The organism is Thalassoglobus neptunius, from assembly GCF_007859735.1.
Taxonomy (GTDB): Bacteria; Planctomycetota; Planctomycetia; order Planctomycetales; family Planctomycetaceae; genus Thalassoglobus; species Thalassoglobus neptunius.
Genome location: NZ_SIHI01000001.1, coordinates 1,963,594 through 1,987,605, shown reverse-complemented (window position 1 = coordinate 1,987,605; position 24,012 = coordinate 1,963,594). Strand labels below are relative to the sequence as shown.

Here is a 24,012-nt window from a genome sequence, read left to right as displayed (position 1 = left end):
TCATTGAATTCACAGGGCAGGCCACGTCGAAGGCTCGGCGAGGTCTGCTTTCTTTGTATTTCACTGATTGTTATCTGTGGTTGTTCTTCGCCTGATGATGAACAGCTTCTGAATCAGGCTCGGGATGCTTTGTCGATCCGGGACTACAAGAGTGCTGAAGACCTGGCAGCGAGCGTATCGCAGGCAAGCCCATTGCGGTTTGACGCGTTGATGATCGCCGGTGAAGCAGCCATGCGAGGACGGAACTTTGAAGGTGCACGAGGCTACTTTCAAACGGTTGCGGATTCGCCAAGTTCGCAAACGCTCGATGCACGATTCTATTTGGCGGAAGTGCTGAGAGAGCTCAAACTCCTTTCCGAAGCAGTCGCCCAGTATCAGAGAGTTCTCAAAGATGAACCGCTGAACATTGCCTGCCATGAACGACTCGCCTTCCTGGAATCGATGGCTGGTCGACGCTGGGAGTCGGAAAATCACTACTTCGCGCTGGTTCAAAGCGGATCGGCAACTCTTCAGGAATTGGCGCTGTTTGCTGATCTCGATCGCCCGATTGAACCGGGAGAGTATCTCGATAAATGCATCGCCGTCGCTCCCGATGATCGATATGTCCGGCTTGCGACTGCACAGTCCGCAATCGCTTCCGGTGACCGGTCTGCCGCTGTCGAAATTCTCAGAGAAGAACTTGTCCAGTTCCCGGATGATGTCTCAACGCTCTCAGCACTTGGAGTATTGATCTCCGAGTCCTCGGACGGAGAACTCGTCGCATGGAATGAGTCGCTTCCCGAACACGCAGAGTCTCACCCTGACGTCTGGTATGTTCGTGGACGTTGGGCAAGTCATTCGAAAGAGTTTTCCTTAGCGGAAGATTGCCTTCTGAAAGCTTTGGAACTGGCACCGCAGCACCGGCAGGCGATGTACCTTCTCATTCAAACGATCACAGCATCGGGGGAACCACCGGATCCGGAACTCGTGCAGCGTTCAGAGGCATTGCTGCTGCTTTCCCAACAGGTTGATCACGTCTTGCGGTCCGATGGGAAATCGGAAGAAAGCGTCCGCTCTGTTGTGGAACTGTTGGAATCAACGGGACGGATTTGGGAGACATGTGCCTGGTCGGTCTACGCAAAGAAACAATTCCCGGCTGCGATTTGGCCTGATGAATTCCTGGCTGAATATGGCCCACTTCTAGATGATGACCTGGACGTTGTCTCAGAAGAATCTCGCGTGGTCGCTGCCCCCTCCGATGATCCAGCGAAGCGTTTCGCGAGCTTTGTCGAGAGTCGACGGGGAGTCGAGTCGTCTTCCTCGTTGCCATCCGTAGCTGCATCGGCAATTCAATTCGAAGAGTTGCCGTTGGATTTCATCTATGAAAATGGGGCGGACGATGCCACTTCAGGCGCTCGAATGTTTGAACAAACTGGCGGGGGAGTGGGTGTTCTCGACTTTGATTGTGATGGGCGGATGGATCTCTTTTTTCCGCAGGGAGGGGATTGGCCGACAGGACATTCGGTTCCTCAAAACACTGGGCGATTGACGGATGCAATCTTTCGTAATTTGGGAAGCGATGAGTTTCGCAATGTCGCTGACGCAGCTGGATTTTCTGCCGAGCGAGACTTCGGTCAGGGCGTCGCGATCGGTGACTTCGATCAGGACGGATTCGCGGACATCTATGTTGCGAACGTCGGGAAGAATGCTTTGTACTGGAATGCTGGAGATGGAACGTTTCTCGATGTGTCCGAGCAGCTTGCCGAGCGGGAGTCAAAGTGGACTGCAAGTGTGGCCATCGCGGACCTCAACGGCGATTCCAATCCGGATCTCTTCGATGTTAACTATCTTGAAGGGCCGCGCGTTTACGAACTGATCTGTCAGGGGAAAGCTTGTTCGCCGAGTGTATTCGAAGGTGCCGCCGATGATCTCTTGATCAGCAACGGAAGTGGTGAGTTCGAGACGTGTTTGAAGAGTGAAGTGTCCGAACAGAGTAAAGGTCTGGGGATCGTCGTGATTCCCGAGACACCGCCTGAGCTGCCTTCGTTATTCATTGCTTGTGATCAGGTTGCGAATCAACTTCTGGAGGTGAAGGTCGGTTCTGACGCAAAAGATGTGAGACTGGAAAACCGTGCGTTGGTCTCCGGAGTCGCTTTTAATCATGACGGGCTCGCAATGGCTTGTATGGGAGTCGCGTTAGGGGACGTCAATCGAGATGGTACGGAAGATCTCCTTGTGACGAACTTCGAAGACGAGTTCAACACGTTGTATCTGAGACATGGAGAGCGAATGTTTGTCGACTCCACTCGGTATTCGGGACTGATGTCGCCAAGCTTCCCGAAAGTCGGTTGGGGGACTCAATTTCTGGATGCGGACCACGATGGATGGCTGGATCTGATCGTGGCGAACGGTCACGTCGATGACTATCGAGACACCGGTGGGGAATTCGCGATGAATCCTCAGTTCTTTCGGAATGTCGGAGACGGGCGCTTTGAGGAAATCCCCGCGGAAATGACGGGAGAGTTCTTCAAACGCAAACAGCTTGGACGAGGACTGGCGGTTGGCGATTTCAATCAGGACGGATTGCGTGACGCCGCGGTGTCACTGATTCATTCCAATGCGAGCATCCTTTTGAACACGACGGAGAATCACAATCATCATCTCAATGTGAAACTGGTGGGAGTTCAGAGTTCCCGGGATGCTGTGGGGGCGAGGGTGATTGTGAAAGTGAATGACGTCAAGCTGTCCGGAAGTGTTACTGCCGGGGATGGCTATATGGCGTCCAATGAGAAGTCCGTTAACTTCGGGCTCGGGAACTATTCTGAAATCGAATCGATCGTGATTCACTGGCCGAGTGGACTTGTCACTGAAATTGACTCTCCACCAGTTGATGGAACGTTGTTGGTGATCGAGTCAGACGCCAATTGCTATTTTCAATCAGTTGACGGCGAAGCCAAAACTGTCTCGTGCGATTGACTTGCATCGCTTGGGCAGAAGTCACTCTTCGAGCAGATTCTTCGTCCGGTGGAATTGATTCATTCACTCGGTCGGTCGGCTTCGTCCGCTTTCAATGATTTCCGAAAGCTCTGATTTCAAACGCGAAGCGACTTCCGGGTTTTGGTCGATGAGGTTGTTCCGTTCTGCGGGATCATCCTTGAGGTTGAACAACTGAAATCGTTCGACGGGACGATTGGCCAGTTTGGTTTCAACAACGACATTCCGAGCTTGCCGTTTGTCATGGCGATGCAGCTTCCAGTTTCCTGATCGATAGCCAAAGGTGCCGCTCGCTCCGTTGTCTTGTTGAACAAGTGAAGTGCGTCCTTTCGCTCCTTCGGTTCCGAGGAGTGCACCGAGAACATTGAAGCTATCGAGGCAGGCATCTTCGGGAAGTTCTTGTTCTGTCAACGCAGCCGCACTCGCTGCAAGATCGATCGTGCAGACAATCTCATCGCTGACTGCCGGCGAGATTCGACCAGTCCACCGAGTGATGAATGGAGTTCGTGTCCCCCCTTCGTAAACGCTGTATTTTCCTCCAGTGAACTGACCCGCCGGTCGATGAGATCCAAGTTTCTCGATCGCTCCGTCTTCGTATCCGTCGTCCAGAACTGGTCCGTTATCGGAACAGAAAACAACCAGTGTCTTCTCTGAGAGGCTGTTCTTCTCAAGAGCGTCCAGAAGCTCTCCAACACACCAGTCCAGCTGGATGATGGCATCGCCGCGGTAGCCGAGCGAAGTCGCGCCCTGAAACCGTTCATGAGGAATTCGGGGAACATGAATGTCGTGAGAGGAGAAGAAGAGAAAGAACGGTTGATCCTTGTTATCCGCGATGAATTGTTTTGACTGCTCGACCCATTTGTCAGCGAGGTCTTCATCTCGAAACCGGGCTGCATGTCCCCCGGTGTAAAATCCAATGCGGCTGATTCCGTTGTGGATGGTCGAATTGTGGCCGTGTGACCAATTCATTTTGAGGGTGTCACGATGCGTGATTCCGGTGGGATGATCGGGTGAAGGCTTCTTGTTTCCGACCCAGAGAGGATCATTCGGATCGAGGTTCAGAACACGATGGTTTTCGACATACACCTGCGGGACACGGTCGTTCGTCGTGGGGAGAAGAAAACAGGAATCAAACCCAATCTCGAGTGGACCGGGTTTCAAATTCCCGTTCCAGTCCGGTCCTTCGGGGCCTCCGAGTCCCAAGTGCCACTTTCCAATGACCGCCGTGGCGTATCCTGCGTTCTGTAAGATCGACGCAATCGTTTCCGTGCCGGGTTGAATGATTGCGGGGGCGTTCGGAGGGGCGATTCCAGTCCGTTTTCCGCGAAAAGCGTAAGTGCCTGTCAGGAATGAATAGCGAGTGGGGGTACACGTCGACGCGGAGCAGTACCCGCTGGTGAATCGAATACCTTCGGCAGCAAGACGATCGATGTTTGGTGTCTTGAGAGATGTTGCTCCGTAGCAGGAAACGTCTCCGTATCCCAAATCGTCAGCCATGATGACAACGATATTCGGCGTTTCCGCAAAGGTTGCAGAAGCGAACACTGCGAGAAATGAAATGGCGAACGAGATTCCGAGAAGTTTCATCGAGCATTTCCTTTAAGTGCATCTTTCAATCAGGTCATCCCGGTTCCACATGACAGGGCAGGACTACACTGTCAGCGACTGCGAGGGATTCCGTTGGTCCGGGTTACATCGCCAACAGAAATCCTGAGATCGTGACTCAGCGAATTCCGGAACGCGTTGATCATAATCAAAGACCGAATGAGATTCAGCAGTGCGCAGCTACGAAGAAGAGACCGGTCGCAACTGGAGGGACTCGTCACAACATCGGAAGATGCGAACGCGTTCAATGAATTTCGTAACGAGCGAAAGTCAGTCTCGATCGTGGAAGAAGCCCGAACGATATTCTCGCATTGAGAAGTCAGCTTCCGAGAACTGTGAGCCAATTTGTTCTGTCATTTCGCATCGAATGAGGAACAACTGGTCGAGGCGTGGCAGGCTGAAAATGACTTCTGCACGCATTTCGTCGATGTTTTCATCGTGGATCATCAGCGTTGTGAGTTGCGGATGCCCTTTCAGGCGGAGCCAGTCATCTTCTGTCAGGTTCTGTTCGATGCTCAGGAAACTGAGCTTGTCTGACGAGAAATTCTCGAGTGAAACTCCTGGAGAAAGCGGTGACTTGAGGGTAAGGGTGCGAAGGTTTCGAAGCTCAGGAAGAATGAGGCGTTCGTCTTCACTTTCTGAGGTGATCACACCTTCGAGGTAGAGGTGATGCAGCTGTGACAGTTGATGAGGTTCGATCGAATAGTCGAGGTCCATCGTTGAATTGACGATCGTCAGCGACTCCAGCTTCTCCTGTTTTTTGATCCAGTCCCAAATGCTTTGGTCAATGCTGCTCTTGGACAATCTCAGCGAATTGAGTTTCTCGAAGAGGTCTTGATCGGTTTCGAGAATGCCCGCGGTGTCTTGATTGATTTCGAGACCGATGACTCGAAAATCGTCATCAAGATGAGTCACCCCGTATCGCTCAGTGAGTGGTTTGAATTCAATCAAATCTTCTGGCTGAAAACGAAAGGTCAACTCCGGTGAGTTGAGTGCGATATGCCTGCAAAGGGCGACTGGAATTGGGATTCCTTGTGTTCGCAGTTTCTGGAGGTACTCGGATTCCGCGAAGGACTTGATCGACTTTTGGGACAGTTGTTCACAGTCTTTGATATCGAGCGAAGTCAACATGTCGCGGTTGATTCGAATCAGTTCATCATCGGTAATATTGACGTTGTCGAGGACCAGATTCTCGAGAGTCAACTGGTCGAGTAGCGGCGACCAGTTTGAGGATGGATCCGTCAATGAGTTGTAGAGAAACAGGTTCTTGAGGTTTGGCAACCGAGCAAGCACCTCCAGTGCCGCGCTGTCAACTTGGCAATCCGAGAGACTCAAGCGGAGGAGTTCTTTCTTCTCAGCGAGCTCTTCAGCCAGTTCCACTGTGAGATGGGTTCCACTGAGTTCGGCAGCGAGAGGTGTGTTTCCATCGACGTCGTACTTGAATGTGACCCCGGACTCCTTGAAGAGTTTTTCGAGCCGCTGGTCGTCGTTCTGAAATTGATAGGCAAAGAGAAAGACAATCACGCCGAGAACGGCTAACACGCCGTTGAGGATGTGTCCTGAGTTTGGGATCATTTGTGGCGATTCTCATTCAGAGTTCTCAACATCGCCACGGTTTTCACAGGCACTGATTTCTCAGAAGAAATGGCCGAAAACTCTGGGGAGCAATACCGAAGTTGGCTGCGATTCTCTCGGAAATTCGAGGAGAATCGTAATGCAGTCGTTCCCTCTTGGTCGTGTCGATCTTCGTTCGAGCGATTTTGCGGTTTCAACCCCAAGGGTTGAAGGTAGTTTCTCGAAAAATTGAACAAAATCCGGAATTTGACCGAAACCTTGAAACCGTTGTTCACAAAAACTGGAGAACGGATTTCCGCCCGGGAGTCACTTTCGACTCTTGGGAGAATTCATTGATGCGTCGTTTGGTACAGCAATCTTCGGAAAAGACACTCTCGCTGGCAGCTACTTGATCCAGATTTTCGAGATTTCGAAGGTACTCGGGGGGCTCACATCGAGTTCTATTTGTTCGAAGTTGCCGAAACCTCGGGCGTCAACGACAAGTGTGTTTGTGGAGTCGCCAACGGTCACCAGCAGTTTGTCTTGTTGTTTGCGGATTCTCACTTCGTAGTTCGTCAGTCGGTATTCAAAATTTCGCTGCGCACCGCACGCAGACATGACCGCAACACTGCGTCCGAAATCGAAACTGACTGGAAGGGTCATGCTTCCGCCTTCGCCAATGAAATTGAGTTGAAATTCCCCGCGTCTCAGCACATTGATGCGAAAGGACGCCAGGAATTCGTCGCCAATCTGAAGGGGATCGGAAATCCATCGTGTCCGTCGATCAGGATTTGCCGGGCCAATGCGCGTCCATCCCTCAGGTAACTGAGATGGGACGATCTTCATTTGAGAGTTCCCGAATTCCACAGTCTGCAATCCGCGTGTCGGAGAGATCGGGCCCCATCGAAGGTTGTGAATGGACATCTTCCGATAGGGATCGTCAAATCGCACCTCAAGGGAATCGAATGGTCCAGTGAGGGGGGCCCCGAACTTCTTCGCATTCATGAGATCGCCATTCACAATCACGAACAGTCCTTCGTCAGGTCGATTCTCGATGCGAAACCAGACTACATCGCGACTTCCGGAGGAACTTGGGGCCAGTTTGTCCAACAATGTTGATCCAGAAACGAGTGTCCAGCCAACCACGCTTTTGGTCCCAATTTCAAAGGTGGAAGTCTCACCGGTTTCCGAGGACTTGAGATTGAACTCCAGATGGTCGTTGCCTTCATCAACGAGTTGCATTTCGATGAAGAATTTATCCGCAACTCGAATTGAGCGATTGATGACAGCGTTTTCATCTTTCCCTGACCCAACGATCTTGAGAGCTGGAAATCCACTTGAGAGATCGACTCCCGTGTTCCCGATGATTTCCCAGTCGTCCGGCAACTGTCCGCTTTCGACCTGCTGAAAGTCGAGCTTGCCTGGCTGTGATTGAAATGGATCGTCGTTCAGAATTGTCCCGATTCCGATGTCTCGGGAAATGACCGCGTTCTCAGGTTCCGTCAGCTGCACACTGAAGGTTTCGTGCGGTTCATAGTCCTCGTCGCCGACGATGTTGACCTCGATGGATTGGTCCGTCTCGCCAGGTTCAAAGGTCAGCGTCCCCTTCTCGATGGGTTGATAGTCTTGTTGATCAGCGGGTGTTCTTGAGTTTTGTGAACTCATGGTATAGCGAACACGGATCGTTTCAGTGCTTGCTTTGGAAAGCGTTACAGGAAACACAAGAGCTTGGGGTCCGGAATCACCTTCATTGATTTCGGCATCGTCGATGGCAATGGAAATCTCAGGAACCGAAGGCGGTGGCGTGACGATTGGTTTGTCCGGTTCGACTGGATCAATCGGCGGGACTTCATCGTCGTTTCCAGGGGCGTTTTGATCGTCCGGTTTGTCGTCTCCTGGTTTGTCATCCGGGTCGTCGTCATCCGGATTGTCATCTCCGGATTGACCAGGAATAACGGGAGTTTGGTTCTGGAATGCTTGCTGTGTCTTCTCCTTCAATTCCACCAGTAAGTTCGTAATCTCTCCCGGGATGACATACTTGTCGAGCATATATCCCGCTCCTGAAATTCCTCCGAGGAACAGAATCAGCAGGAACATCCACGAAAGAATCGAGAGTCTGCTGGCTCCATTTGAGACCGGTTCTTGAGAGCGTGCAGGGATCGAGATTGACTGCTCGAGCATTCGTGCGAAAGCTCTCGCTGAGGAGAAGCGATCGTTGGGTTTTTTATTGAGAGCCTTGAGGAGGACGGTTTCAATTCTCGCCAGCTTTTTATTGTTGCCAGCATCAGGCAACGGCTTGGGGGACACGTCGAGAATGCTGTGAAAAGCTTCGAGGAGTTCTCCGGTCGCAGGGTAGGGGAATTCACCTGATGCAAAGACTTGATAGAAGACGACTCCCAATTGGTAGATGTCCGTCTTGGCGCTGATCTTTCCGAATTTGCGATTCACCTGTTCCGGACTTGCCCACGGGACGCTTCCAACAAAGCTGCCCGGAACTGTCTTGAGGTTGGAGTCGATGGACGATTGCCCGTCTGTCCCTTTCGCAAGTCCAAAGTCCAACACATAAGGTTCGCCATGACGGTCGATTCGAATGTTGGAAGGTTTCAGATCTCGATGAATGATTCCCGATTTGTGGGCTGCATCCACAGCTCGGGCGATTTTCGCACACAGAGCGACCCGTTGTTCGAGCTTGGGAGATTTCTCTTTGATGTATTCATCAAGATTGTATCCGGAGATATAACGGGTGATGTAATACTCACGCCCGTCAGCTGTCACACCGCAATCGACAATGGAGACAATGTTCGGATGTTGGATGCGGGTCAACGTTCGAATCTCTTCAAGGTGCCGACTTTGAGCGGACTTGTCTCCCTGAAGGTTGTCTTTCAAAACTTTGATCGCGACGAGTTGATTCGTCGATTCCTGTCGCCCCTGAAAAACGACAGCCTGACCTCCCTCAGCGACTTGCCGAATGGACTGAAAACCGGGAATGACCGGCGGAGTTCTCCAGATTTGGGTTTCCCCGAGATTGACCTTGAGCGCATCGCCATCTTCAAGGAATGAAGAATCCTCTCGGTGATGGGCGAGAAGAGAATCGACCTCTTGCGCGAGCGTTGCGTCTGCAAGGGCGACTTCCTTGAGACGAAGCTTTCTCTCGTCCTCAGGCAGTTCGACAAGTTCAATAAACAGTTCTTGGACCCTTTGTGCCCGCTCCGGATGATGACTCCGGTCATGGTTGTTCACGGTCGATCTCCTGGCTGAATCGTGCGTCGACAACACCTTCCCTTTTACTGAATCCGAGGACCAAAGAACACGAACGCCTAGTTGGGATTGCGAAATGATCATGAGATGGCCTTCTTCTCTCAGGCAGGTGGTGAACGGCTTTCACGATTTTTCTTAGTCAAGCACTGGTAAATCTTGAGCGAAAGCCAGTGAGCGGAATCCGCTCGTTTGTTGTGGTCTTCTATTTCGGAACGCAGCGTTTGATTGTCCGAGGCACTGCACACCGGGAACGAGATTCTGGCGAGGTCTCATCCTGCTTCAGCAAATTCCTTGATGGACACAATGAAATTCTTTGAGGGGCAAGTTGTTCTCTCTATGGAGATTGGCGAGAATTGAGTTCAAAGTGTGTAGTGCTGTTTTCGAGATTTTTCGAAGCTTCAGATCCCCGACTCGCTGGTTTGACAGGAACTCTGGAATCGATGACAGGCAGTCAGGAAATTTCCCGGCCGAAGTGGCATCAGTCGATGTATGACCAACTTCATCAGCTTGCCGGTCGGGAATTGAAGAAGGAGGCACCGGGCCACTCTTTGCAACCAACGGTTCTGGTGAACGATGCCTTCATGAAGCTTCTCGAGCAGCGGAATGTCGATCTCAACGATCGAACGCACGCGATGGCTGTCGGAGCGAACATCCTTCGTCGGTTGCTTGTTGATCATGCAAGAAAGCGAAAAACACTCAAACGAGGCGGCCAACAAGGGCGGGGCCAAGCACTCTTTCCGTCGATAACAACCGGGACGTCTCGCGTTGACGTCGTCGAACTTCACGATGCACTGGAAGTGATGGAAGAATCACACTCTCGCCCGGCAAAGATCGTCGAGTTGAAATTCTTTGGCGGATTGACAGGCGAAGAAATCTCGAGCGAACTCAACGTTTCCCGCTCAACAGTTCAGGCAGAACTCGGTTTTGCCAAAGCATGGCTGAAGAAAGAACTCAGCGAAGAAATTGAGTAAGTTCGCCGCCCAGAAGAATCCAAGGATGTCGTTTTCGATTGGAGATTGAACCCTCGCGGAACATCCTTCACACAATGGATGATCGCGCTGAGTTCTCTTGGCAATGGCTTCATCGCCATCGTCGAAAACAGTACGCCAAAAGTGATTCTGTCAGCGAGATCTTCAAGGCTTCAACTTGAGGCCATCCTCAGGTCCCTGACCAGAATGATCTTGAGCCAGGGAAGGATCGGCCTCATGACACAAAGAATGTGTCTACAAGAAGTTAAAAGAAGTGCACCCGGCTGGACTCGAACCAGCGACCTCATGCATGTCAAGCATGCACTCTAACCAACTGAGCTACGGGTGCCTGAGTGCGAACTGTATCTACAGGGTTTGGCTCCGTCAAGCAAGAAGATTGAGTGAATCGTCGAGTTCAGGCTGCGATTTCTGTGCGTGTTTGGTTGTGTCAGGCAACGGGGTCCTGCTGGTTCCGATTTTCGTGCAGATTTCAGCACTTACGAGGAGATTTTCCGGAGCTGCCGGTCCTGCAATTGCGTTCTTCAGTGGGTCGGCAGTGGCATCATTCAGCATCGGAGGGGACGGGTTGCCCAGTCGCTTGTTCGTAAAACTGATTTCGGAGCTGAGTCCAGCGCGATACCAGCGATTCGAGTCGGTCTCGTTCTTCGTCCGCGAGATTTTGGGTTTCGGTGCGGTCTTGTTCGAGGTTGTAGAGTTCCCAGTCTTCGTCGATTCCGGAGACGACCGCCTTCCAGTTCCCGACTCGGATGGCGTGGTTGTTTTCATGTGACCACCAAAGAGTTCTCTCAGCTTCGGGATCATCGGACGAGAAGGAATCGACGAGGCTTCTGCCCGGCGGAGCGGGGACGGAGACACCTTCCCATTCAGTGAAACGTGAGGTTCCGGCCAGTTCGATCAGTGTGGGAGCGATGTCGATGATGTGAGCGGGGGAGTTTCGGAGAGTTCCCGGAGTGGAAATTCCGTTTGGCCAGTGAACGATCAGGGGACTTGAAATTCCCCCTTCGTGAGTCCATGTCTTGTGTCGTCGAAAGGGTGTGTTGGAACTGGTCGACCATCCGGGACCGAGGCAGAGATAGCTTTCCGCTGAACCAAAACTCGCTTCGGGGTCGTGCCCATCGGCACGGACCATGATTTCGGCACTGGCTCCGTTGTCCGAAAGGAACATGATGACTGTGTTGTCGATTTGGTTCGTCTCTTCAAGTTGACGTAAGACTCGTCCGATCTCCTGGTCGACTCGATCAACCATCGCGGCATGGACTTCCATTTTTCGTGCCTGGAAGTCTTGCTGAAGTGCGGACATGGAATCCCATTTCAGAGGGCGGTTGACTTCTCCGGGGCCCAGAATCTTGAGGTGCTCCGGGAAGTCATAAGGAGGGCCAATTTCTGATTCGACCGGAGAGAGTTGACCGGTCAGAAGGCCAAGCTGTTGCATCCGGTCCCAGCGTTCGGAGCGAACGATTTCCCAACCCTGGTTGTAGCGACCGGCGTAGCGTTCAATGTCTTCCGGCAAGGCATGTAGCGGGAAGTGCGGAGCGGTGAACGCGAGGTAATGGAAGAAGGGCTGATCAGAATAGTCACGATTGTGTTCTTGTAGACATGAGATCGCGTGGTCAGCGATGGCAATGGTTCCGTAAAAACCGCTGTTCTTTTCTACGGCGGGAAGTCGTTTGTCGTCTTTCCAGTGGATATTCGGATTGAAGAAGCGTCCTTGATCTTTCAAGAGATACGAGCGATGAAACCCCGTTTCGATGGGCATTCCATCGAGATGCCATTTCCCTGAGTGATAGGATCGGTAGCCTGCTTGAGAGAGAACTTCCGGAAGGAGACGTGCCCAACTGGGCCGGTTCCCCCGTCCGCCGCCGGGGATTCCAGGGAACGCATCTCGGCGAACCTGTTGAGCGTAGTATCCTGTGAGAAGGGCAGCCCGCGAAGGCCAGCAGCGGGCTGTGTTGTAAAACTGTGTGTACCGCAAACCGTTCTCTGCGAGGCGATCGAGATTCGGAGTCGCGATTTCCCCGCCGTAGCTCCCGACGTCTGAGAATCCGAGATCATCGACGATAATGACAAGGAAGTTCGGAGTCGAAGCAATCGTTTCTTGAGCAAGAAAACTCAGGAATACGGCCAATCCGACAACGGTTACAGCGTTTCGAAGAACTCTCACTATTCACCTGATCCACGTTGGAAATTCAGCATCGAAGACAAATGACGACATCCATGTGAGATTGTCGTGCTCCGTTGAACGGTCTTCAATGCTCGGGCTGCATTAGTCAGGACCCATTGTGGTGAATGAGTGCTTTGTTTGCACGCGTGCATTCCTCGAGGATGTGTTCGAAGAGTGCTGTCCGTTCCCACAGCACCGCTTATGGTCGAAGGAGCTTTCAGTCACTTCTCGATTCGCACGTGAGGCGATCGCTTGCTGCAAACCGCATCTTGTGTCTTTTCGTGTGTCCCGTACTTTGTTGGCGCGGAGTTGCAACTCGAAGGGAAACATATACAGAAAGGTTTCTTTTGTGGGAGTTGCGGTCAGTCTGGTTGTCTCGATCGTTTCGGAGGGGAACCGGCGTTCTGCTTTGATCCAGACTGGAGTGGATTGCGACACAATACCGGTTGCCATTAACGTTTGATTGATGTGTCGTTGTCGCCATCTTTGAGTTTCAACTGGGTGAAATGATGTTCTTGTTATTCCGAAGCTGTCTGACTGCTGCTGTGACCCTTGGGCTCGTTTTGTGTTCAGTCGCAGTTTCCGAGGATTCTTCCGCAAAGAAAGAAACGTCTCCGAACTTCATTGTCATCTTCTGTGACGATATGGGGTACGCCGACATTGGACCTTTCGGGGCAGAAGGCTATCAGACTCCGCATCTTGATCAGATGGCTGCGGAGGGAATGCTGTTCACCGACTTCTACGTTGGACGCTCATTCTGCAGCCCGTCAAGGGCAGCGTTGATGACAGGATGCATCCCGACGCGAGTTGGAGTTGGAGGAAACTTCGGACCTCGCTCGAAGAACGGATTGAACCCGGAAGAAGAAACCATCGCGGACATTCTCAAGTCGAAGGGATACGCAACAGCTTGTTTCGGAAAGTGGCATTTAGGACATCAGCCCGCGTTTCTTCCTCCCAATCAGGGGTTTGATGAATACTTCGGTCTCCCGTACTCCAATGACATGTGGCCATTTCATCCGGGCGTTCGTCATCTCCCATTGGAAGAGCGTCTCAAAAGGTGGCCAAATCTTCCGCTTTATGAGGGGCTTGAAGTTGTAAACGAAGCGGTTCAGCCCGAGGATCAGGTTCAACTCACAACACAGTTGACTGAGCGGGCTGTTGACTTCATTGAACGGAATCGTGAAAAGCCGTTTTTTCTCTACTTGCCCAATCCGCAACCGCATGTTCCGTTGTTTGTGTCAGAGAAATTTGAAGGAGAAACTGCACGAGGGCTCTACGGTGATGTCATTAGTGAGATCGACTGGCAAGTCGGCAGAATTTTCGAAACACTCAAAGCTACTGATATCGACGACAACACACTGGTCGTCTTCAATTCGGACAACGGACCGTGGCTTTCGTACGGAGATCATGCAGGATCTGCGAAACCGCTACGGGAAGGAAAAGGAAGTAACTTTGAAGGAGGCTTTCGCGTTTCGTGTCTCATGAGATGGCCGGGCGAAATTCCGGCTGGAGCGGTATGTCGTGAAGTGGCCGGGACAATCGATTTGCTTCCGACGATTGCCAACCTCGCCGAAGCTCCGTTGCCTGAGCGGAAAATTGATGGACAAGACATCTCTGAGTTGATGCGAGGAAGCGACAATGCCACGAGCCCGCATGAGGTCTTCTATCACTATGACGGGAAGAATCGCCTCGTCGCTTTGAGAAAAGGGAAGTGGAAGCTGATGTTTTCGCAGAAATACGGATCACCCGTTCCCGGAAAAGGGGGAATTCCCGGAGGTAAGTCGATTCCGCATCAGCTTGAGCTCTCTCTCTTTGATCTTGAGTCAGATATTGGAGAGACAACCAATCTCGCCGATCAGCATCCTGAAGTCGTCGAAGAACTTCAGGGATATGCAGAAGAGATGCGAAAGGATCTCGGCGACGGAGAAGACGTGGGACCGGGCCGTCGTCCACTTGGACAGCTGTAAGCTTTTCACAATACATCGAATCTTCATCAGAAGAGTTGAGACGATTTAAGTGTCCAAAGACGCCTGCAGTCTTTCATGGACACAAGCAGTTCGTCCTCGATTAAGTTTAACTTTCTTAACTTCATAAATTAAATACTCGGTATTATTGATCAGACTAACTGGGACGACGATGACTCAACCGACTCAGCCTGCGAGCGAGTTTCTTTCCCATCATCGCATTGCACTCCTCACAGATGGATACTCGACTCCGTTTCTTGCGAAAACAGCTATCAGCATGTTGCGCTATCGGACAGACGATATCGCGGCAGTCATCGATCGAACGGCAACGGCTCAAACTGCAGACGAACTATTTGGCGTCGGTGGTGAGATTCCTGTCGTCAGTGAACTCTCAGAAGTTCCCGATGCCGACGCCTTGTATATCGGGATTGCCCCGCCTGGCGGAAAGCTGCCAGAGGAGTGGCAACCAATTGTTCGAAGTGCGATTCGGCGGAAGCTCGATGTTGTTTCCGGGTTGCACGATTTTCTGACCGACAACGATGAATTCGTCGAGTTGTTGGCGCATCATGGTGGGCGGCTTATCGACGTTCGGAAAAACAGCTTTCGCAACACAGCGACAGGGGCGAAGTTTCGTCCTGGGAGTCTGCGGATTCATGCTGTTGGTCACGATTGCAGTGTCGGTAAAATGGTGACGATGGTTGAGTTGGAACGTGCCCTCAAGGAACAAGGACACGATGCGAAGTTCCTGGCCACTGGACAAACCGGAATTATGGTTTCCGGAGCCGGTGTGCCGATTGACTGTGTTATTGCAGACTTTATCAACGGTGCTGCAGAGAACCTTGTCCTGGAAAATCAGGAACATGATATTCTGCTGGTCGAGGGGCAGGGGAGTGTCGCTCATCCCGCTTTCTCTGGTGTGACGGTCGGCTTGCTCCATGGATGTGCTCCCGATGGACTCATCTTCTGCTACGAAGCTGGCCGCAAGGAGGTCAAAGGTCTCGATGAGGTTCCTCTCGTCCCCATTCTCCAGCAAATGCTCGTGGCGGAAGCGATTGCCAACCTACGACATCCGTGCAAAGTGATCGGAGCCGCAGTGAATACACGGACGCTGACCGAAGAGGAAGCACAGGAAGAAATCATTCGGATCACTGATGAAACGGGGCTCCCAGCTTGTGATGTTTATAGAGACGGACCGGAGAAACTGGTCGAAGCGTGTCTCAACTTGCGTAAGGGAGTTGTCGGCTCATGAAACTGACGAAGCATCATTTAACTCTCAAACTTCGAGAACCTTTTACGATCGCTCGCGGCTCGATGACTCACCAGAAGAGTCTCGTTGTCCAACTGGAGCACGACGGCATCTCAGGCTTTGGCGAAGTGACCGAGAATCTTTACTACGGTCACACAATCGCTTCAATGGAAGCGTCGCTGGAGAAAATTGAATCGATTCTTCAAGAGTACATCAGCCAACGACCGGAAGACGTTTGGGATGTTTTTCGAGAGAAACTCGAAGGAGATCTTTTCGCACTGTCTGCCCTCGACATGGCTGCTCATGACTACTTTGCTCGCGCTCAACAATTCCCGACGTGGAAGCGTTGGGGGCTCTCTTGGGAGAACGTACCGGTCTCAAGTTACACGATTGGGATCGACACTGTTCCGACGATGGTTGAAAAGCTACATCGACAACAGGGCTGGGACATTTACAAAATTAAACTTGGAACAGACCGCGATCTTGAGATCGTCCGCGCTCTACGACAGGAGACCGACGCGATCTTCCGTGTCGACGCAAATTGTGGCTGGGGGCCGCAGGAAACTGTCGACAACTCAATCGTTCTCAAGGACCTGAGAGTCGAGTACATCGAACAGCCCTTGCCAGCTGATGCGTCGGAGGCGGACCAGGAATTTGTCTTTCGAAACTCCGTGTTGCCAATTATTGCCGACGAGAGTTGTCAGGTGGAAGAAGATGTACGTCGGTATATTGGAAAGTTTCACGGCATTAACGTGAAGATTTGCAAGTGCGGAGGGCTGACCCCTGCGCTCAAGATGTTGAAGAACGCGCGAGAGCTGGGCTTGAAGACAATGGTTGGGTGTATGATCGAAAGCTCGGTCGGAATCAGCGGAGCAGCCCAATTGCTTCCCCTGCTAGACTATGCAGACCTGGACGGCTCCAGCCTTCTTGAAGAAGACCCGGCGGAAGGTGTTCTCGTTCTTCAGGGGCAAGTGAAACTTTCCGAACGAAACGGAAACGGAAACGGAGCTCGGCTGAAGTCGGATTCTTAGCTACCGACAGCTCGTTCTTAATGAAGACGAGATGCTTAAGAAAAATTAGAAGTGTCAGAGTGTGTCAAGAATTGGAGCACTAAAGTGAATTACACGAGAACATGTTGGAGTGTCGGAGTGGCCTTGCTGGCATCGGCGCTGCTGGCCGGAGGAGCTCACTTTCTGGGTGATAAAGCCTTTCTGTTCGCTCAAGACAAAGCGATCGCGGAAGGCGACGCGACTGGTTCGGAAACTCTTCATGAGAATGCCGTTCAAAAGCTGGAAGCTGCCATTTCCTATGAAATGGAACAGAAGAACCTTCCTGGTCTGTCCATCGCTCTGGTCAATCGTAACGGCGTTCTCTGGAGTTCCGGGTTTGGAAGCAAAGATCTGAAAGGTGAAACTCCCTGTGATTCAGAGACGATCTATCGTCTTGGTTCCGTCTCAAAGCTCTTTACGGACTTGGCTGTGATGAAACTTGCCGACGAAGGTAAGCTTGATATTGATGCTCCCGTGACAGATATCCTTCCGTCTTTTCAGCCCGAGAATCCAACAGACAAACCGATCACTCTGCGGATGCTTATGTCGCATCGATCAGGAATTGTCAGAGAGCCGCCAGTTGGAAGCTATTACGATGCGTCCGAGCCAGCCCTTGAAGAAACCGTCGCGAGCCTGAACGAAACCAAACTGGTTTATCCGCCGGAGACGAAAACGAAATACTCCAACGCGGGAATCACCGTTGTGGGTCTCGCACTCCAGGAAGTGCTCGGAAAGCCATATCCCGAATGTCTTCGTGATGAGTTGCTGAATCCGCTCGAAATGAATCAGAGCGGTTTCGAAGTTACAGACTCCATGAAACCGGATGTTGCTCAAGGTCGGCTGCAAACTTTTGAGCGAATTCAATTCCCCGCACCGACTTTCAGCCTTGGGATTGACCCTGCCGGAGGACTCAGGGCAAGCATGGTCGATCTGGCCAAGTTTGTTCAATGTATTCTCAATGACGGTGTTTATCACGGGAAACGCATCATCAGCGCGAAACTGCTTGAGGAGATGATGGCAGAACAAGTCGATGAGTCCGGGGAACCGCAACAGTTCGGGATCGGATTCGATATCAGTCGACTGGATGACAACAAAAAGGTCGGGCATGCAGGGGCTGTTTATGGATTCTCAACCCAACTCTCAGCACTTCCGGAACGGGGACTCGGAGTCGTTGCTTCGTGTTCTCTCGACAACACAAACGGCGTTGTTGATCGTCTCGCAGACTATGCCCTCCGCCTTGTGATCGCTGCGCAAAATGGATCGACACTTCCCGAGTATCAAACAACTGTCCCCGTTCCAACCGAACGCGTTCCGGACATCATTGGTCTCTATCAAGAGGTCGACGGCGATGGCTGGTCGAGGATCAATGAGATTGACGGAAAAGTCACTGTGAGTTACGGACCTGTTCATTTCATCGTACGTGCATCGGCTGATGACGGGAATTTGGTCGTCGATGATGTGTTTGGCTTTGGTTTGCCGGTCAACTTTCAGAGTCATGATGATCTGACAATCGGTGATGAAAAGTTTCGGCGCGTTCCGGATACATGTCCAGAAGATGCTCCTGAGAAGTGGAAGGACCTGATCGGAGAATACGGAGAAGAACACAGCCCTGTTTATATTCGTGAGGTGAACGGGCAACTCCACGCACTGGTGGAATACTTGTTTGACTATCCGTTGTCAGAGTTGGGAACTGACCGATTTACATACAACGAGCATGCTATGTCGGGAGGGGAAGGGGTCGAGTTCGTTCGAGATTCCGACGGGAAAGTGACTGCCGTCGTTTCCAGCGGAGTGGTCTTTCCCCGACGTGAGGTCGGCACCGAAAAGGGAGAGACCTTCAAGATTACTCCCATCCGGCCGGTTGAAGAGTTGCGAGTTGAAGCCCTACAGGCCAGCCCGCCCGAAGAATCCGGAAATTTCCGTGAGACGGATCTCGTCGAAGTCGTTGAGCTTGATGACAGCGTTCAACTCGATATTCGCTATGCGACGGACAATAACTTCATGGGAGCTGTCTTTTACAAACAGCCGCGAGCTTATATGCAGCGACCGGCGGCCGAAGCCCTTGTGCGTGTTCAAAAGCGGCTAAAAGAAGAAGGGCTGGGATTGCAGATTTTCGATGCTTACCGACCATGGTATGTGACGAAAATGTTCTGGGAAGCGACCCCTGGCAAGCTTAAGGACTTCGTAGCGAATCCGCAGTACGGCTCAAGACACAATCGGGGGTGTGCTGTCGATCTGACACTCGTTGACATTGCCTCAGGCGTTGAAGTTCCGATGGTGGCAGGCTACGACGAATTCTCTTCCCGTTCCTATCCCGAATATCCCGGAGGAACATCCCGCCAGAGGTGGTTTCGCGATCACTTGCGGAGAGCAATGGAGCGAGAAGGGTTCACCGTTTATGAGTTTGAGTGGTGGCACTTCGACTATCGCGATTGGAAGAAGTACCGTATCGGAAATCAGACGTTCGAAGAGATGACAGGTCAGTAGACCTCGATCTCATTTCGGAATTGAATTGGGAAATTCTTATGACAGCTGTTAAAGGATGGGAAGATCGTTACAGCTGTCTTTGAAAGGCGAGCGTGGCACGGATGAACCGGCGGCGAAACTCTTGTGAGTCGGCCGGAACACAGAGAAGTTTTTGGTTGATTTCGAGTTCAATTCCTGCATAAATCGAGTTGCTAAACTGGGTTCGTAAGTACGTCGTCAATCCGTCATCGGTTCCGAGGTACGGTCGGTTGTCATCGACTGTCAGTTCTGGAAATTCGGCGATGATAAGTTTCTTCCACAGTGCGCAGGCATCAACTTCGAACTGCCGATCGGGGTCGAAAAGCAACCCAATGTCTGTCGACCGTTGAACGGAGTTCCAGACGGGAGTGAAGGAATGGATCGACAAATGGATGACTCGTTTTAGTATCGTTCGTTCCCGAATGGAGGTCTCGATCTTCTGTCGATAGTTCGCGTAATTTTGTGTGATCAACTTGGCCTTCTGAGGCTCTGTAAGTCGTCGGGACCATTGTGAGAACAGGTCTGGATGATCTGGGCTCCGATTTAGATCGATGAGTAAACGCGAAGTCGTTGAAAAGTGAATGGGAGCTTGCAGTGCGCGTGCGATCTTTTTCGCGATGTCGAGCGCTCCAAGGTCAAGCCCTCTGTGAGTTTCGAGAATCTCTTCTGCCCCGGAGAAGTGCGAACGAAACTCTTCCGGGATTTCGTTTCCTCCGTGTTCACAGGAAATGATCAGTGCAGGTGTGAAAGTCGCAGATGCTGGTGGTAAATTAGAGTCCATGAAAGGCGCGTCCCTCTGCGAGACATTCCGCGAGCGAGCGGAACAGGGTTCGCAGTTCTTCGATCGACGGCGCTTCACTCAGAGCATTGAGCATACGACGCGCGAGGGGGCCTTCTTTGAGGATGAGTTCAATTGAGGGGATTGCGTCCGGATGTGATGCAGAAATCTGCTTCCGGCTGTCTTCGAAGAGCTTGCACCACACTTCTTGCGCGGTGACCTGTGGTTCGCTGATCCCGAACTGTCGGAGGTAGTTCCGGTCTGTAATGACCGAGCGCTCGCCATCCTGAATGGTCTGATCCAAAATGGTTCTTAACGAAGCGACTTCCATTTCTTTTTGCTGACTAATACTTGTGCAGGATTCGTTCACGAGTCGTTGTAGAGTTGCAGTTACAAGCGACGCGATGGCGATGTCGGAGAGAGGGGATTCTTGAACATCGATCAGGCGGATTTCGATCGCATTTCTGTCGAATCTCGCAATGACTCCACGAGCATTCAGGAATTCATGTTGAAGAAGTCCGTCGGGATCGAATGGTTCGATCTCACGATACATCGGCTCAAGAATCTTCCGATGATATTCTTCTTGAGTGTAAGCTTGTTCGGGAATGACATCTCCGGTTACCGAAGGAACCTTTCGCGAGTTTGGGACGTAAGAATTAAGCCGGGAATCCAGGTATCCGGTCTTTTGTCCGTCACACCACGGAGAGCTGGCTGCGATAGCGGGCAACAGCGGAAGAATCAGTCGAATCGCTGCGTGCAGTTTTCCGAACTCTTCGTCGTCTGCAAACGGAAAGTTTAAGTGCATGCTCTGTAAATTTGCCCACCCGTGCCCGTTGCAGTTAAAGACGCGGTGGAATGCAGTGTAAACCGGGCTGTAATCGTAGGGCCATAAATGCAACTCGCGTTCCGGATTCATCCACGGGTGCATGGCCGTCGGAAGAAGTAAAGCATTGTGTGAAAGAAGTTGTGAGTTGATCTGTCGAATTTGATTCCGAAATCGCGTTGCCAGTGGTGCGAGTGTTGGATGCGGTCCGTTTGTTTTGATTTCAATGACATGATGAGTCAGTTCATTCGACCATGCCATGTCGCCATGTTCGACTTCTGAGACGGGCAGGTCATCCTCGCTGTGGAGGAGTCGGTCCGAGATCGGGAGAACGTCGAGCGTCTCGGCATCGACGATCATGTATTCGAGTTCGACTCCAAAAGCTTCGAACAGATGAAGAGGCGGAGAGATCGTCATGGAGTGATTGGTGGAGTTAAATTGGAAGGTTAGGAACTGTGTGGATTCGTTGCTGTTCTTTAACGCGATTCGATGTCAATTTGTTTTAGCCTTTGCTTGTTCAATTCGGCGCAGGAATGATTCCATAATGCGGCGGTAAAGATCATCGCGAAGAACTTCGTCTTCGTATCCGGAATTAATGTTGGGGTTGTCGTTCAGTTCGATGAGGATGAACTGACCATCCGACTCTTTGACGTCGACTCCGTACAGACCGTCTCCAATCAGGTTGGCAGCTTTGAGAGCCATTTGAATCGCTTTCCGAGGGGCAAGTTCGACGGGAACAGTCTTCGACTTTCCGTAGCGTCCGCGCCCGTTCGATTCCTGACGAATGATTTGCCAGTGACCGGGCGCCATGAAGTACTGACATGCAAAAATGGGACGTTGATCGAGGATTCCAACACGCCAGTCGAAAGTGGTCGGCATGAACTTTTGAGCGACGATCATTTCGGATTCGGCCAGAAACTCTTCAAGTCGCTGATCGAGTTCTTGTTGGTTCGTGACTTTGACAACACCTTGTGAGAAGGAACTGTCGGGCTTTTTCAGGACGCAGGGGAAGTCGAGCCGGGCGGCAATTTCGTGAACGTTGTCACGATGGACGACGAGAGTTTCCGGCGTCGGAATTTTGTGTCGGGTGAGTAACTCAGCGAGAAACACTTTATTTGTAAATCGGGCGATCGAGACCGGGTCATCGATGACCACAAGGCCTTCGCTGGCCGCTTTTCTCGCCAGTCGATAAGTGAAGTGGTTTACAGCGGTGGTTTGGCGAATGAATAAGCCGTCATACTCCAGAAGTGATGCAGACTGATCGCGCGTAATAAGTTCCGCAGCCAGCCCGACTGATTCGGCAGCTTTGACGAATTTCTTCAGTGCAGCGTCGTCGGATGGAGAGTTTTCCCCTTCTTCGGGATCGTGAAGGATTGCGATGTCGTAGCGGAGTCGCTTTCGTTTATTCTGGATTGCAGACGATCGTGAGAAGTGCTTCGCAGCGGCAGCAGCGACGAATTCTCGATGTGATTCGGGAATGTCTCCAGTGCCGAGAGCTTTAACCCGTCGGATTTGCCATGTTTTGTTTTTAACAAAGCGAAACCGCAGCAGCGGAACCTGAAACATGTTAAACATGTGCCGGGCGAGTCGATCGTAACGCTTGGCGAGATTTGCTCCAAAGTACACGCTCAGTTCAAACTGGTCTGATTGCAGGGGAGCGAGTGACTTTTGAATGAGGTCGTTCAGTTCGTCTCCGACGTAGCGGATCATTGATGGGGATTTCAGATCCTGGAGTGCGATAACTCCCGGCACAGGTTTATGTCCTCGGGCTTCTGCAAGAAGAGAGACATAATATCCGGTGCTTTGATATTTGAGAGACTCGCAGAGATTAAACAGCTTAACGTTTCGTCGTTCGGCAAACTCAGGATTGGTGAGGTAAGCCCACGCGTCCACACTTTCGACATTGGGGAGATCGAGTTCGATCTGTTTAGAAGAATCACTGACGATCAGCGTGGGCATCCATGGTCTCGCATTTCGTGTCTGAAGGTTGAATGACAAGTAAATTGGAGTCGTACGTGACGACACCTAACATAATGGCTGAGAAAACTCGATCGATGTCAACGGCGTACTGATGATCTTTCGCGAACGGGTTCGGGTCGAGTGGATCGGCGACGAGGACTGTTTGCCGACTCTTGTCGTAACCGCATAAGACGACAAAGTGTCCGGCTGGATATCCGCCAATGTCGTCCGCGACGACAGATACGTTCCCGTCGGGAACTTCGAGGCACCGTTCGCGGGATTCTCCGAACAGGAATGTGGCACTCAACCCGGTGAGAATCGGGATTCGACGTTTGAGATACCGGCGAATCAGATTGATGTTGAGCACTTCCATCCGGAGGATGCCTCCCAGCCGCAGAAATTCGATATAGGCATGCGATGCAGCGTGCAGCTTGGGGGACGTCTTTGCTTCCAGCTGTGACTCGAGCTTTTCGGAGAGGTCAATTTGGTGATTGAGGAACCATGTCGGGTCGAACACCTGGAGGTTGTAAGTGTAAATCTTGGCCTTGTATCCCCGTTTCAATGCATGGCAAGCTAAGAAAACTGCCAGTGTCCCGCCGTCTTCGAACCGTCCGGTTTCGGAAATCACCGTTTCGAGCGATATCTGGTCGTCGAAATACTCGTAGACGGAGTGCAGGCACGTGGGCCCGCATGTGGAATCGGTGGGCTGCGCGGAGATGGGAAACGCAAACTCATGCACTTCGTAACGCCTGAAAAGACGATGAGCAAAACGGGAAACGCGGACGAACGGGAGTATCCCTGGCTCAGTGAACATGCGTTAACATGAGCAAGAGCGATTCATTGTCTGTCAGGCCCAGCTTGGCTGAAGAAGCTGGGATGACTAGTGGAATGAAATCGGCTGAACGCAATTATATCCTGCGCGCAAGCGGATGGTATTGATCGAGGCTAACGATTTTTTCAAATTGTTAGGCAGCCTCAAATTGGATTGCGGGTTCATTGCTCCATCAAATGGCTTGAACCGAAAAGGGCAGCGGAATCCCGGAAGCTTCGATGCCGAAGGGGCAATAGCGTCGAATCATGATAATTCATGCGGAATTTTGCGTTGTTCTGCGGAGACAACCGGAAGCTATGGGCTTTAGAAATTTCCG

General features: G+C 51.7%; 14 protein-coding genes and 1 tRNA gene. 6 read left to right on the top strand and 9 right to left on the bottom strand.

Translation table 11 applies throughout. The annotated features are described in order from the left end of the window. Window positions 1–3 precede the first annotated feature (3 nt). Entirely contained in the window at window positions 4–2,955 is a 2,952-nt protein-coding gene (locus tag KOR42_RS07835; RefSeq protein ID WP_197440966.1) for an FG-GAP-like repeat-containing protein, read from the top strand. Window positions 2,956–3,018: 63 nt separating this feature from the next. Here KOR42_RS07835 and KOR42_RS07830 read toward each other — a convergent pair whose 3' ends face one another. The 3 genes from KOR42_RS07830 to KOR42_RS07820 form a co-directional block, all read right to left on the bottom strand. Next, window positions 3,019–4,560 carry a sulfatase family protein gene (locus KOR42_RS07830; RefSeq protein WP_146508558.1) on the bottom strand — a complete coding sequence of 514 codons (1,542 nt, stop codon included), beginning with the start codon at window positions 4,558–4,560 and terminating at the stop codon, window positions 3,019–3,021. A 288-nt stretch (window positions 4,561–4,848) separates the two neighbouring features. Continuing rightward, window positions 4,849–6,153 carry a leucine-rich repeat domain-containing protein gene (locus KOR42_RS07825; protein ID WP_146508556.1) on the bottom strand — a complete coding sequence of 435 codons (1,305 nt, stop codon included), beginning with the start codon at window positions 6,151–6,153 and terminating at the stop codon, window positions 4,849–4,851. Window positions 6,154–6,537: 384 nt separating this feature from the next. Further along, complete coding sequence (locus KOR42_RS07820; RefSeq protein ID WP_197440965.1) at window positions 6,538–9,372, bottom strand: protein kinase domain-containing protein; 2,835 nt, start codon at window positions 9,370–9,372, stop codon at window positions 6,538–6,540. 458 nt (window positions 9,373–9,830) lie between these two features. Here KOR42_RS07820 and KOR42_RS07815 point away from each other — a divergent pair, with 458 nt between their 5' ends. Next, window positions 9,831–10,361 (top strand): ECF-type sigma factor, encoded by a 531-nt coding sequence (locus KOR42_RS07815; protein WP_146508552.1) that lies wholly within the window; start codon window positions 9,831–9,833, stop codon window positions 10,359–10,361. Window positions 10,362–10,633: 272 nt separating this feature from the next. Here the strand turns inward: KOR42_RS07815 and KOR42_RS07810 are convergent. Both KOR42_RS07810 and KOR42_RS07805 read right to left on the bottom strand, forming a co-directional pair. After that, window positions 10,634–10,707: transfer RNA gene (locus tag KOR42_RS07810), tRNA-Val, on the bottom strand. A 213-nt stretch (window positions 10,708–10,920) separates the two neighbouring features. Further along, window positions 10,921–12,540 (bottom strand): arylsulfatase, encoded by a 1,620-nt coding sequence (locus KOR42_RS07805; RefSeq protein WP_197440964.1) that lies wholly within the window; start codon window positions 12,538–12,540, stop codon window positions 10,921–10,923. 506 nt (window positions 12,541–13,046) lie between these two features. On the opposite strand from KOR42_RS07805, the gene KOR42_RS07800 reads away from it, so the two are divergent. The 4 genes from KOR42_RS07800 to KOR42_RS07785 all read left to right on the top strand — a co-directional run bounded on the left by KOR42_RS07800 (window position 13,047) and on the right by KOR42_RS07785 (window position 19,286). Next, a complete protein-coding gene (locus KOR42_RS07800) occupies window positions 13,047–14,507 on the top strand; it encodes a sulfatase family protein (RefSeq protein ID WP_231740765.1) in 1,461 nt (486 codons plus the stop codon). A gap of 169 nt (window positions 14,508–14,676) precedes the next feature. Beyond that, window positions 14,677–15,753, top strand: a complete 1,077-nt coding sequence (locus KOR42_RS07795; protein WP_146508546.1) for a DUF1611 domain-containing protein — start codon at window positions 14,677–14,679, stop codon at window positions 15,751–15,753. Continuing rightward, the gene (locus tag KOR42_RS07790; RefSeq protein ID WP_146508544.1) at window positions 15,750–16,781 is read left to right on the top strand and encodes a dipeptide epimerase; all 1,032 of its coding nucleotides are present in this window, start codon (window positions 15,750–15,752) and stop codon (window positions 16,779–16,781) included. The genes KOR42_RS07795 and KOR42_RS07790 overlap by 4 nt, the downstream gene beginning before the upstream one ends. An 84-nt stretch (window positions 16,782–16,865) precedes the next feature. Beyond that, a complete protein-coding gene (locus tag KOR42_RS07785) occupies window positions 16,866–19,286 on the top strand; it encodes a serine hydrolase (RefSeq protein WP_146508542.1) in 2,421 nt (806 codons plus the stop codon). Between the two features lie 67 nt (window positions 19,287–19,353). Here KOR42_RS07785 and KOR42_RS07780 read toward each other — a convergent pair whose 3' ends face one another. The 4 genes from KOR42_RS07780 to KOR42_RS07765 form a co-directional block, all read right to left on the bottom strand. Continuing rightward, window positions 19,354–20,085, bottom strand: a complete 732-nt coding sequence (locus KOR42_RS07780) for an N-formylglutamate amidohydrolase (RefSeq protein WP_146508540.1) — start codon at window positions 20,083–20,085, stop codon at window positions 19,354–19,356. After that, the gene (locus KOR42_RS07775) at window positions 20,075–21,322 is read right to left on the bottom strand and encodes a carboxylate-amine ligase (RefSeq protein ID WP_197440963.1); all 1,248 of its coding nucleotides are present in this window, start codon (window positions 21,320–21,322) and stop codon (window positions 20,075–20,077) included. Before KOR42_RS07775 ends, KOR42_RS07780 begins: the two co-directional genes overlap by 11 nt. A gap of 75 nt (window positions 21,323–21,397) precedes the next feature. Next, window positions 21,398–22,864 (bottom strand): RimK family protein, encoded by a 1,467-nt coding sequence (locus KOR42_RS07770; protein ID WP_146508538.1) that lies wholly within the window; start codon window positions 22,862–22,864, stop codon window positions 21,398–21,400. Further along, window positions 22,842–23,678 (bottom strand): C39 family peptidase, encoded by an 837-nt coding sequence (locus KOR42_RS07765; RefSeq protein WP_231740764.1) that lies wholly within the window; start codon window positions 23,676–23,678, stop codon window positions 22,842–22,844. The genes KOR42_RS07770 and KOR42_RS07765 overlap by 23 nt, the downstream gene beginning before the upstream one ends. Window positions 23,679–24,012: the final 334 nt, after the last annotated feature.